This window comes from Caloramator sp. ALD01 (genome assembly GCF_000472625.1).
Taxonomy (GTDB): Bacteria; Bacillota; Clostridia; order Clostridiales; family Caloramatoraceae; genus Thermobrachium; species Thermobrachium proteoclasticum.
This window is the reverse complement of record NZ_AXAA01000006.1, coordinates 1-13,214: the sequence shown is the minus strand read 5'-3', so window position 1 is coordinate 13,214 and position 13,214 is coordinate 1. Positions and strand designations below refer to the sequence as shown.

Sequence of the window (13,214 nt, the reverse complement as noted above, 5' to 3'; positions counted from 1 at the left end):
CAGCCTCTTAGTTTAATATCATTTCTAAAATATTACACAAATCATCATCTGAAAAATTAATACTAAATTTTCTTTCTATAAAAGATAGGTTCTCTTTTAGATAGTCATAGATTTCAATATACTTATTTTTTATTAATTCTATATTTTCACATTTCACTGTTTCCTCTTTGTTGATTAACTTTTCAATCAAACAACCTAAATGTATAATAATACCATTTAACTTATCCTCATCAATATGAATCTTAAAAGTCTTAAGTAAATTATCAAACATATTTACAATATAATCTACCAAATCACCTGACTCATCAATTTGCAAATACTCCTTAAAAACTATAGTTAAATTTCTTTTAAACTCTTCATTTGAAGTTGTATAATTAATATACCCTTTATAATACTGCTCAAATAGTGAATCAAGTGAAATATACTTTATACCTTCAATTTCTATTTTAAACGGACTAACAATCGCTTCAATTTCAGAATTTTTTCTAAGTGCATTTATTGCCTTTAGAAATTCTCTTCTATCTTTTATAGCTAAGTTAACTACATCATATTTAGTCCTATCAAATTTTCGATAGATTAAATCCTTAATTTTTTGTGCAGTTCCTTCCCCTGTTGTACATGCTGAAATTATGATGGGTTTATTTTTTTCACTAAACGTTTTTTCAGCTTCACCTATTTCTTTTTCTTCAGCCTTAAGTGAACTTACAATATCACTCAAACTTGCATTCATTAAAGCCATTCTTGTTGCTTTAATTACCATAAGTGTAGTAACCATATCTACACATTCTACATCTATTCCTGTATTATTAGAAATCATTTTATCAAAATATCTCAATGAACCCATATCAACTAAGAGTAATGCACCTTTTCCTTCATTTTTCTCTTTTATTATTTCTTCAATCTTTTTTAGTGCATCCTCTGGCTTCATTGAAAGTGGCATATCAAAAGCTAATGCATGATTAGTATTTAATAAATGATTTACTACCTCGACCATTGATGTGGCTGTGCTACTTCCATGCATTGCTACTAAAACTAATACCTTACCACTATTTTCCTTTATTTCTGCTGCAAAAAACATTGCAATAAAACCTATTTCATCTAATGGAACTCTAACATTAAACTTTTCCTCTAACTTTTCAGCAAGAGTCATTGCAATCTTAAACTCCTGTGGATATTTTTCTCGTATTTCTTCTAATTTTGGATTCTCAATCATTTTATTCAATTTAACTCTGTTTAAAAATGTATCGATATGTATGACTAATCCTAAGAATGTATTCTTTGAAATTTTTCTCTTTAACTTATACTCTGCTAAAGGTATAAATGATTTTATAAATTCAAATAAATCATTATTTATTAATCTTTTAACTTCTTCATCTTCATTTCTTAAATTGATATTTTTTAAATATTTATTTATATATTGTTCAACTTCATTTGAAACAATTTTTTTTATTTCATTTGTTTCTAATCCCTTAGATTTAAAATACACAGTTCTTTTTTCCATAAACTCATAAATACTTTGTGATAGAGTATATTTATCATCTTCAATAAAGTCTTTTGATATTTCATTTGTTCTGATTTTTAATTTTCTCATATTTATTTTGCTTGCAACAAGTAAACCTGCTTTTACCTTTTCGTTAAAATCATCAAGTGTAACATTTAAAACATCTCCACCAAACATACTTCTTATATAGGCCTTTGCACAAGCAATTTGTATATCACTTTTAAGCTCACCAATATTATTTAAGCAATCATAATTTAATAGTGCAGTAATTGCATCCTGTTCCACTTCTATTTTTCTATTTATCCTTTTTGATTCTTCTTCAAAGAAATTTTTTATTAACTCAAATCTTTCTTCAATTGGTCTTTCTCTTAAAGGAGGAAGTGAAATAATAACTGGTATTCTTCTTACAAATGTTTTAAGAAGAGTTGATTCTATATTTTCTGTTGTAGCCGCAATTATCATTACATTTATAGGTATCTCCTGAGTTGAGCCTAATTTTACATATCTTCCCTCATCAATTAATGTAAAAAGCATCTCCTGACCCTCTGGTGGAAGTCTATGAACTTCATCAAGAAACAAAATACCATCTCTTGCTTTTTCAATTATTCCATCTCTATCCTCTGTTGCTCCTGTATATGCACCTTTTTTTACACCAAATAAATAGGATATAAGAAGCTGTGGATTATTTGCATAGTCTGCACAGTTAAAAATTGCAAATTTACTACTATCATTTATCATCTTTGACTCTACAGCATATTTAAACATTATCTTTGCAAAATATGATTTTCCAACTCCAGTTTCTCCAACTATTAAAGTATGCAATCCCTTTGGTGGATAAACAATAGCAGCCTTTGCTAACGAAATCTGATTTTTTAAACTTCCATTATTTCCAATAATGGTATCAAACACAGAAAGGCTTTTATCAACTTCTTCCTTTGTTAATTTTTCTTCACTTACAAAGTATCTTACTGGCCTTCCTGATGATTTTTTAATACTTCCTTTATTAACAAGTCTACTAAATTCTCTTACTACATTACTTCTTTGCATATTCATTATTTGAGCTATTTCCTGTGCAGTTACCCCAATTACTTTACCTGTTTGCTTTTTTTGTTTTATACATTCTTCCTTAATGACATCGTATACCTTTTTATATTTCACACTAATCCCGCCTTATAAAATTTATTTATTTTTTTTATTTGCTATCTTTACAATACCTTTGTATTCATCCTTTTCTAACATTTGTCTTGTAATCTCAAAAAACATAATACACAATACAGAAGATGCAATCAACAAAATGTTCCAAATAACGGGATTAATTTTATTGAATAAAAAGCTTGGGACTATTAATACTAAGAATGCTGAAAAACCTATAATCCATCTATTCAATTTTATTTTTTTTATCATAAAATTAGTAAATTTAACTGAACCTACAATTAAAACTATGAAAAAGATTATATAAAACAGTTTTGAAGGCATCTATATCTCCTCCATACTACTTTTTCTCTTCTAATTTTTTACACAAGTTTACGATTTGTTCTATTAAATTTTTTTCTGAAATTGCAGTCATTAAATGGTCTTGTGCATGAACCATAAGTAAATTCATCTGTAGATTTTCACCATTTATTTCAGCCTGAATAAGTTTTGTCTGAGTATTGTGAGCAATATCTAATTCCTCTTGAGCCTTTACAAGTAATTCTTCAGCCTCTTTAATATTTCCCTCTTGGGCCTTTTTAACAGCTTCAAAGGCATATGCTCTGGCATTTCCTCCATGTGATATTATTTCAAAGATTTCATTTTCCATAAATAACCCTCCAATCTGCGATTTTAAAATTGAGTCATTAATTTAAAATTAAATTTTTCTATAAGATTTGTTGTATGAATTGAATATAAAATTTAATTTATTTACCAATCTAACTTGATTGGTAAATATTAGAGTTATGCTAAACATTTCTCTAATATTTTTTATATATGCACCAGGGTCAAACCCTGGTGCTTAAGTTTTACATATTTAAAGTTGATTCAGTAGCTGCAATTTGAGCCTTTTCTTCCTCAATCATTTTCTTTTCATATACCTTAAAGAATGGATAATAAATTACCATTGAAATTAAAATGTTTATTATTACCAAAATAACAGCTGATATACTACCATTTGTTGCGAAATATGCTCCAATTGGTGCCGGAAGTGTCCAAGGTGCATTTATTGCAAATCTTCCAACGATACCTATTGATACAGCAATATAAGAAATTATACCTATTACAAGTGGTGCAACTATAAATGGTATTGCAAGGATTGGGTTCATTACTAATGGTACACCAAACATCATTGGTTCATTGATATTAAATATTGCTGGTATTATTGAGAATCTACCAACCTTCTTTAGATATTCAGATTTTGAGAAGCATAGTAAAATTGCAAGTCCTAAAGTCGCTCCTGCACCTCCAATCCATACAAGCCATTGGAAGAATTGTTCTGGTGCAATATTTGGAAGTGGTTGTCCAGCTGCAAGTGCTGCTGCATTTTCTTCTAATAAAACTAACCAAATTGGTCTAAGTACTGAACCTATAACTGACGCTCCGTGAATACCTGCTGACCACAATAATGTAATAAGGAAAATTGGAACAAGTACACCCCAAATTGAGTTACCAGCCACACCCTTTACTGGTGCAAAGATATCCATAATGAATTTTTGTATATCAAAATTTAACCATACTCTTATAAACCATAGTACAACAATAATAACTGCTGCTGGGATTAATGCTTCAAAGGATCTTGAAACTGACTCTGGAACTTGTTCTGGCATTTTTAATGTAACATTGTATTTCTTTAAAATTCTTAAAACTTCGACTGCAAATATCATAGCAAGAATCGCTGCAAACATACCAGCTCCACCTAAATTACCCATAGGTAGTGCCCAACCAATAGGTGCCGCTCCCTTTATACCTGCTTTAGCCGCTTCTTTTAAAACTCCGTCAACATTTACAGGAATAGTCATCATCAAAAATGCTGCTAAGGAAAGAACTCCACCTGATACTCCGTCTAATTTATATGACTTTGCTAAGCTATATCCCATACCATATGCCGCGTATAGAGCCATAAGTCCCATTGTCATTCTAAATGGTATAAGTATTTTCCCCACATTAGGTGCAACAGCATCTGCCCAAGATTTAACTGGTGGGAATGCAATAATCAAGAAAAAGCTACCAACTATAATTAATGATAATGTTGAGATAATACCGTCTCTTATTGCTCTTAAATGTCTTTGTTCTGCCAGTCTTGCCATAGGAGGCATAAACTTTTCTTCAATCCATTTCAAAAACTTTTCCATTCTTTTTTCCCCCTCTTAATTATTTTTTATTTAGAATATTTTTTAATCTGTTCTAATACCTTTGGAGCCCCTATTGGAGTATATCCAGTTGGAACAATTAATTCTATTGGAACATTTGCATTAGCAGCTTGTTCTTTAAATACATCCATTCTATGCTTTACTTGTGGTGCTACTATTGCTAAATCATATCCCCCTGTCTTTAACTCCTCTTCGAATTCACCAGTTCCAACAGCTTTAATTTCAAGTGGAAAGTTTTGTTTGTCTGCTTCTTGTTTTATTGCCTTTACTACTATGGCACTTGACATTCCCCCTGAACAAACCATCAATACTTTCATCATCTTCCCTCCTATCTAAATTTTTTCATTTATACATAAGCAAATAGCGTGCCAAGTTGTAAATATATTGTATCTACTATACTTTGTAAGGTAGTGTATCAAAATCAAATTATTTGATACACTACCTTAATTAATAGTTGATACTAATTAAATGTTATCTTTCTTCTTTCTAATTAAAAGTAATGATATACCACATAAAATTAATACAAAACTTATTAAAACCAATATATTTGCATCTAATAATTGTCCTGTTTTAGGTAAATTTTCAATAGATTCATTTTGATTATTTTGTTCATTGTTTTTATCACTTTCTTCTGTATTTTTATTATCTTTATTCTTTAGTTCTAATAACTTTTCTTCAAGTGCAATCAGTTTATTAAGATTTACAATATTTGAATCATTATTTGCTATATTTACTAAGCTTCTTGCATTTTTTATAGCGTCTTCATCTTCTAAAGTCAAATTCTCAACATCTGGTAATGAAGCTATTGCATCTATTGCAGCTTGTTCTTTTGCATATTGAGTTGCCTGTTCTTCTGATACCTTTGAATCAATAAATTTTCTCATTGCTGCCTTCAGCTCATCAGTTGTACTTTCAATTAGATCTTTATCTAAATTTTCATCTTTTAAAATGTTAACAGCCTTATCAATTACAATTCTAAATTTAGCTTTTGAACCCTCTAAATAATTTCCTTGTTTTTTTCCTTCCTCTGCACTATTAAACAAATCTTCAGACATTAAAATTAAAAGCTTTAAAGGATTATTTTCTTGATTGTTAGTTTGATTGTACACATTAACAAGCTCAACGTTAGTATAATAAGTCATTAGTATCTTATCATATGTCCATCCTTTATCTGATAAGCCCTTTGCTCCATATTGACTCATTCCTACTCCATGTCCGTTTCCTCCACCATAGAAAACAACACTAATTAAATTATTATTTTCATCTTTAATCGTATCGAATGTAAAGAAGGCAGATGGTAATATACTATAATTCTTTAATGAACTTGCATTATAGTCTTGTGATCCACCTGTTGCCCTATATAAAATTACATCACTCCCCTTTGTATCTACTGCTCTTGGTCTTATGATAAATCTTATATTAAATTCTTTAACTATCTTATACGTTCCAGTAGTACCTACAATAACAAGTTCTGTTATGTTGCCTCCTTCTCCACGTTTAGCGACATACATATTTAGTATTTCACCTATTCCTTCTTCAGGTATTGGTTTGCTTATAAAGTTTCCATCTGAATCTTTAGTAAGTATAAATTGTGGATCAGCTTCATACCTTAACTTTATATTAGAATTTATTGTGTTTTGTAATTCTTGTTTACTCAAGCTTAGTTTCCATCTAAACCATGCTGAATCAGAATCATACGCCCTTAATGATATATTTTTATAAAACTCCGAAATTTCCTTTTCATCTTGTGTATTAATAGTTAATAATTTTGTATTATCTTGTGGATCAAATGTATAACTTCTGCCTATCAAATATGGAACTCGAATTCCTGGGAACATATTAGAGACTGGTTCTGACCATACTTCATGTTTTGCTGCACTATACCCTCCTGAAGTTGAATAATACCTTGCATCAACAAGTTGATCTCCATTTTTCATAACCATTCCTTTTGTTTCATTTACTGCTTGAGTAGCTGTTGGATTCTCGGGAGTATTGTTATATACTTGGCTTAACGTACTATCATCTACATGAAATCCTCTATCTGCAAATCTGCTGCTAAAATAATCTCCTAATGCATATGTTCTTGCTGCTACTGCTTGTGCCTTTAATGCTTCTAATCCAAATGATGCTGGCATTTCACTTGGTACAACCTGATATAAATACTTTTCAATTTGTATTTCATTTATTAAATTTAGTTTATCACCATTTTTAGATAGAGTAATTTCTAATGTTCCTCTGTAGGAAGGATTAAATACGGGGCTTCCTCTTCTTAATGTCGTAACAGTTATTTTTTCATCTTCATTAATAGGTTCAGCATATAATCTATTCAAAGTTTTATAAATTAAATTTCCGTTCTTGTATACTGAAATTTTCCCTTCTTCAACTTTGAAACTTATTAAATCATTATTTAATATATCAAAGCTAACATTGCTTTTTTTATCTATTAACTTAAATCCACTTGATGCCTTCATTTCAATATTTAAATAATCAATCAAATTAATATCTGCTGGATTGTTTACATCACTTCTTATTCCAATTCTTATCTTATCTATTTTTGTTTCTCCATCAATTATTATCAAATCAACTTGATTATTCTTATTTAAATATAAAGTTACATTTTCAGCACCAACCATAACATCTGATAAACTTTTTTCTATAACTTTATTATCAAGAATTTGATATACAAGTACATCTTGTGCTATATCAAGATATCCTCTATATTCAAGTTCAATTTTATTATTAATTATATCCTTCAGCATTATCTTTTCTTTTATATACTGCACCTTAGGATAAAATACTACTTCTGGCCTACTTTCATTATGCAACCTATCAAATGCTGTTACAGCATATACATATTGTTTATTTTTATCTGCTGAATTATCAATATAGGAATATTCCTCTTTATTGTTATCTCTTCTTACTATTCCAATAACATTAGATGGATTTTCTATATTTCCAAGGCTTTTTCCCTCAAATCTGTATACTGCATAATATGTTGAATCATTGTTAAAATCATCTTTCCATAATACCTCTATTTTGTTTTCGCCTAATAATTTGTATGAAACATTTTGTACTTTATTTGGTGCCTTATCATCAATCCACGGCATAGCAGGTACAAATGCTTTTGTTTTAAAATAGTCATTCTTTATCTTGTCTGTAACACCTAAATTATTTAATCTTAATTGTTTTAAACTAAAGAACGAGCTACCCTTTACCTCGTTATATAATAAATTAAATTTAAGCTGATTTCCAATTTCTTCAGGATTCTTCCAATCGTTATCATTTGAATTTATTTTATAATTCGCATGTCCTATATATAAGTGACAATTTGTACCCTTTACAACATCTGCCCACCAATCTACAAGTTCTCCATATGGTGCAGCCGTAGTTCCAAAAGCCCAGTAAATTTGAGGAGTAATATAATCAATCCAGCCCTCTTTAACCCATTTCCTTGTATCAGCATATATATCATCATAGCTTGCTGATGAAGTAAATGGTGTATGTGAACCTACACCTTCAGCACTACCTTCTGGATGCTTATCATAATGTCCCCAAATACCGAATGGACTAATACCAAACTTAACATAAGGTTTCTTTTCTTTTATTGCTTTTGATACTTCCTTTATTAATGTATTAACATTATTTCTTCTCCAATCTTTTATATCAGTAAAACCTTGTCCATATTTTTGGAAGGTTTCTAAGTCTTCATTAGCATCACCAAAGTAATACGTTACTCCATTTCTTGTTACTTTATATGGGTAAAAATAATCATCAAAATGAATTGCATCTACATCATACTTTTGAACAACTTCAACTATACTTTCTTTTATATAATTAATTACTTCAGGTTCCCCAGGGTTTAATAAAAGTTTACCATCAAACTTTAATACATATTGAGGATGCATTTTAGCCCAGTTATTATCTGCTAAAGTAGCTAAAATTTCATCTATAGTTTTATTAGGTTCATATGTATTTGTAACTCTGTATGGATTAAACCAAGCATGAAACTCCATATTTCTTTCGTGTGTAACTTTTATCATCCATTCTAATGGATCCCAGCCAGGGTCTTTTCCTTGCACACCTGTTAGATATTCTGACCATGGATTTAAATCTGATTTATAAAATGCGTCTAACTTTGGTCTTACTTGAACTGTAATTGCATTAAAGTTCAATTCTTCAAATTCATCTAAAATCTTAAGATATTCTTGTTTAAATTCTTCTTCAGTTAAACCTGGTCTACTTGGAAAATCTAAATTTGTAACTGTTGATACCCAAGCTGTTCTAAACTGCCTTTTAAGTTGCTGATAATATTTAGGTATATAAACATTTTGTTGGTGAATTTGAATAGGTGTTTGAGTACCATATTTATATAATGGTACTACTTCACCTTCGAAAGCCTTTACTTTATACTGTCCTAAATTTAATACGGAAAAAAACATTAAAAATGCCATTAACCTTGAAAGAAGTCTAATTTTCACCTTACTCATTATCTTCCCCCCTCAACAGATTTGACATTTATAAAGCAAATATCATACCAAAATTTATATAATTTAAAAATTATTGTTTTACAAGGAAAATAATATTGTTAATGAGTCTATTGATACATTTATAATTTATCTTTTGATACAATTAGCTCTTAATTTTTAATTTTATAACTAAATAAATAGTGATTTTGTATATTAATGTATATTTTTATAAATACTTTGATACACAAAATCACTTAGATTCCTATTAATAAATTTTAGATTATTTAAAAAACTAAAAGCCCCATGACTTAAAATCTCATAGGGCTTTTTAATTTTATAATACTCTAACAGTCTTTTAATCTTTATAGTGAATCCTCATATATCCTTCTTATTGTCTCCCTTGTTGCTGGAATTGGTGCCATACTTAAAAGTAAATCTAAACTTGGAGTATTCATTGCAAGGTCTGTTAACTTATCTAAGTCTTCCTCACCAAATCCCAAATCAGTTAACTTTTCAACAAGTCCCATTTGATTTAACCAATTTTCCATTGCTTCTGCTGCATATTCTGCCTCTCCTGGAACGCCCATCAAATCAGGTGCAATTGGCGATAATATGTCTGCTAAAACTTCTGAACAAGCTGGGTAAATATGCTTAATAACAGCAGGTAGAAGCATTCCAAGACCTAATCCGTGGGCAAGTTCTGGCTTTACAGCACTTAATGGATGCTCTAATGCGTGTGTAAAGTGTAATAGTCCATTATCAAAGGATATTCCAGCAATCATTGAAGCATATAGTAAATAGTATCTTGCTGTTAAGTCTTCTGGATGCATAAGTGCCTGTGGAAGATATTTTGATATAAGTCTAAATGTTTCCTTTGCAAGAAGTACAGAATATGGGTTAGTGGATTTTGTTGTTGCTGCTTCTATAATGTGGTTTATTGCATCAACAGAAACATAAAGTGTTTGGTTTCTTGGAAGCATTGTCATAAGTGCTGGATCATCTATTGAATAAAGTGGATATATACAATCATATGCAATTGCTGGCTTATATTCATTCTCTGGTATGCTAACAACTGCAAATCTATCTGCCTCTGTTCCTGTACCGTGTGTTAAATTAATAGCAATTATAGGCACAGCTTTATTTGGAGTAAACTTGTACTCATAAAGCTCCTGACAGTTCTTGTCTGGATATTCTAATAATATAGCAACACTCTTTGCTGCATCTATTGGGCTTCCTCCACCAATACCAATTACAGCCTTTGCTCCAAGTTCTCTACCTAATTGTGTTGCCTCATCAACTTGATGGGTTGTTGGATTTGGAGTAACCTTGTTATATAGTGCATATTCTATTCCATATTCCTTAAATGCATCAACAACATACTTCCAAGCCCCTGTCTTTTCATATGCACCTTTTCCTGTAACTACTACAACCTTGTCAATTCCTCTCTCTTTTAGGTCTTTGCAGATGTCAAAAATCTTCTTTATTGCTCCAACCCCAAAGAATACTGTTGTTTTACATCTAATTTCCCTTACTTCATTAATGGGCATTTTTGTTTCCCACAACACGTGTATCCCCCCTATATTGTTAATATTTTAACCATTTCCACATATTATTATATCAAACAGGATATTACTTTTCAATATTTTTCTGAATATTTTGCTTTTATCTTTTATCCTGTACTATAAACCATTCATCTTTATATAAAAAAGAAGCAGTTTATATACCTGCTTCTTCAATGTTGTTTTTATAAATCCTATTTACCCTAATAGACAGCAATACTGCAACTATGTATAAAATTAGACTCGCATAAAATGGGAATATAGGATTTAGATTGTACATATATCCCGAAACATAACCTGCTGGAATTGAGATTAGGGCAATAAATGCACTGGCTGCTGAGAATATCTTTGCCCTCTCCCTCTCACCAATAACATTATTCCATATAGTTTCTCTAAATACTATTGTAATTAAGTTGCCTGCCGCCATAAATACAATGCTAATAAATAATAATAAGTATCCTCTCGGCCTAACAAGTATTAAAAACAGTACTCCAATAGTGTTAAAAGCTAAACCGTAAAATAAACTTTTCTTATCACCAATTATTCTTAGCTTATCCATAAACACAAAATAGACTATCAAATTTACTACTGCTGAAATTCCTGGAACCATTGATGTTAATGATTCCTTTATACCTATAACATCCTTTAAATAGACTGATTGAAAATACAAAAACGACATTTGAAGTTGTCCTATTAATAAAATAAAGAACATAAGAAGAGTAACCTTGCTTTTATAAAAATACACTATCGCCTCTTTATAATCCCTTATTTTATCCTTAACAGAAAACTCGCTGTGTTCCTTCATCATCCTCTTACCTATTTCTGTTTCCTTAACATACTTATTTCTAATCAAAAACATTGTCGTCATACTAATACAGCCTAAACCATAAATTATCCTCATCGCATCCACAACACCAATTTTTTCTACTAAAACACCAGCAAGAGGAGCAAAAATTCCTGATGCTAAATTTATTATCATAATAAGGCTAAAAAAGTATACCCTTTTATCCTCTGGCGTGTCCTCAATGGATAGACAAGTCCAAGAAATATATGATATTTTATTGAAGGAGTTTAAAATTATAGCAAGCAGGAAATACCAATAGTTTTGGGATATTGCCCAAACAAACATCGTCATACTCCAACAAATAAGGTCAAAAACAAGTGTTGTTCTCTTTCTACCAAATCTATCTGTTATTGGGCCTGCTACAAAGGATGTAATTACTGCAAGTGCCGCTGCAAGAGAGTTTAAAAATCCCATCTGCACCTCTGTTACATTTAAATGTTTCATATAAAGTGGCTGATAGAAAAAAATCATTCCTCCAAAAACAGCCCAAAGAGGCTCCATTATTATACTATAATAGGCATTGCCATCTAAACCTCCAAGTAGCCTTCGTCTTAAACTTTGCACCTCATCCCCCTCCTTGATCTATAAAAAACTAACATTCTCATACCTTACCCTATCTTCCCTTTTGATAACCAGCCTCCCATTCTCAAAGGGCTTTAATAAATCCATTATACTTTTATCAAAGCCTTCATATAGGTATAATTCCTCATCCTTTTCATCTATTATAACAGGCATCCTATTATGAATTTCTCTCATATCATCATTTGGTTCGGTTGTTAGTATTGTTACACATCTTTTTATGCTTCCATCCTTGTCTTTAAAGTCCCTATAAATTCCTGCCAGTGAAAAAATATCTTCATCCTTTAAAGTTATTCTATATTTAATCTTTTTACCCTTTTCATTTTTCCACTCAAAAAATCCATTTACAGGCACTATACATCTTGCTGTTAAAAAGGCATTTTTAAAAAGAGGCTTATCTAATATAGTTTCACTTCTTGCGTTTATAACCCTTTTATTATCAAGCAAAAATCCCCACAAAAACACATCTGCCATTTTTTTATTCTCCTTTATTATAACAGGAAGATTGTCTCCTGGAAATCCTTCACCTTTTTTATATTCAAACCTATTATATTCTTGAACCATATACCTCTTCAAAATATCCTGAAAATCGCTCTCAAGAATAACTCTTCCACACATACTATCCCTCCTAAAAGTGCCACCAAGAGCTCCGAAAAAATAGTGGCTTTTAATGACGTTTTTTATAAATATTCAACTTAATTTAATAAAATGCATAAAAAGTTATTAATGTAAAATGCGTAGCATTAAAAATATATTAATATTTGTTAATTCAATCTATATAGGGCTTTGTTTTTGAGCCCTATTTTTATTATTTCCTCATTTTAGGGCGTAGCAAAGCTAAGGGTGGCCTTTTGCTGCATAATTAAGTTGACCATCCTTACTATATTACACGCAGTGTTTGCTAAAATAATATGTATTTTA

At 30.4% G+C, this 13,214-nt stretch carries 9 protein-coding genes; all 9 read right to left on the bottom strand.

From position 1 onward, the window contains the following. Nucleotides 1-7: 7 nt before the first annotated feature. On the bottom strand, nucleotides 8-2,659 hold the full coding sequence (locus A3M9_RS0104250) for a sigma 54-interacting transcriptional regulator (protein WP_035165835.1): 2,652 nt from the start codon (nucleotides 2,657-2,659) through the stop codon (nucleotides 8-10). Nucleotides 2,660-2,680: 21 nt separating this feature from the next. Beyond that, a complete protein-coding gene (locus A3M9_RS0104245; protein WP_027308113.1) occupies nucleotides 2,681-2,977 on the bottom strand; it encodes a hypothetical protein in 297 nt (98 codons plus the stop codon). Between the two features lie 16 nt (nucleotides 2,978-2,993). Further along, complete coding sequence (locus A3M9_RS0104240) at nucleotides 2,994-3,302, bottom strand: PTS lactose/cellobiose transporter subunit IIA (RefSeq protein ID WP_027308112.1); 309 nt, start codon at nucleotides 3,300-3,302, stop codon at nucleotides 2,994-2,996. A 199-nt stretch (nucleotides 3,303-3,501) separates the two neighbouring features. After that, nucleotides 3,502-4,827: a PTS sugar transporter subunit IIC gene (locus tag A3M9_RS0104235; RefSeq protein ID WP_027308111.1), complete on the bottom strand. Its 1,326-nt coding sequence runs from the start codon at nucleotides 4,825-4,827 to the stop codon at nucleotides 3,502-3,504. Between the two features lie 26 nt (nucleotides 4,828-4,853). Beyond that, the gene (locus A3M9_RS0104230) at nucleotides 4,854-5,162 is read right to left on the bottom strand and encodes a PTS sugar transporter subunit IIB (protein ID WP_027308110.1); all 309 of its coding nucleotides are present in this window, start codon (nucleotides 5,160-5,162) and stop codon (nucleotides 4,854-4,856) included. Between the two features lie 147 nt (nucleotides 5,163-5,309). Continuing rightward, nucleotides 5,310-9,332: a family 10 glycosylhydrolase gene (locus A3M9_RS14110; protein ID WP_051350585.1), complete on the bottom strand. Its 4,023-nt coding sequence runs from the start codon at nucleotides 9,330-9,332 to the stop codon at nucleotides 5,310-5,312. Between the two features lie 341 nt (nucleotides 9,333-9,673). Continuing rightward, nucleotides 9,674-10,873 carry an iron-containing alcohol dehydrogenase gene (locus tag A3M9_RS0104215; RefSeq protein ID WP_027308109.1) on the bottom strand — a complete coding sequence of 400 codons (1,200 nt, stop codon included), beginning with the start codon at nucleotides 10,871-10,873 and terminating at the stop codon, nucleotides 9,674-9,676. A gap of 154 nt (nucleotides 10,874-11,027) precedes the next feature. Beyond that, complete coding sequence (locus A3M9_RS0104210) at nucleotides 11,028-12,278, bottom strand: MFS transporter (protein WP_027308108.1); 1,251 nt, start codon at nucleotides 12,276-12,278, stop codon at nucleotides 11,028-11,030. A gap of 18 nt (nucleotides 12,279-12,296) precedes the next feature. Then, a complete protein-coding gene (locus A3M9_RS13135; protein ID WP_051350584.1) occupies nucleotides 12,297-12,911 on the bottom strand; it encodes an SOS response-associated peptidase in 615 nt (204 codons plus the stop codon). Between the last annotated feature and the right edge of the window lie 303 nt (nucleotides 12,912-13,214).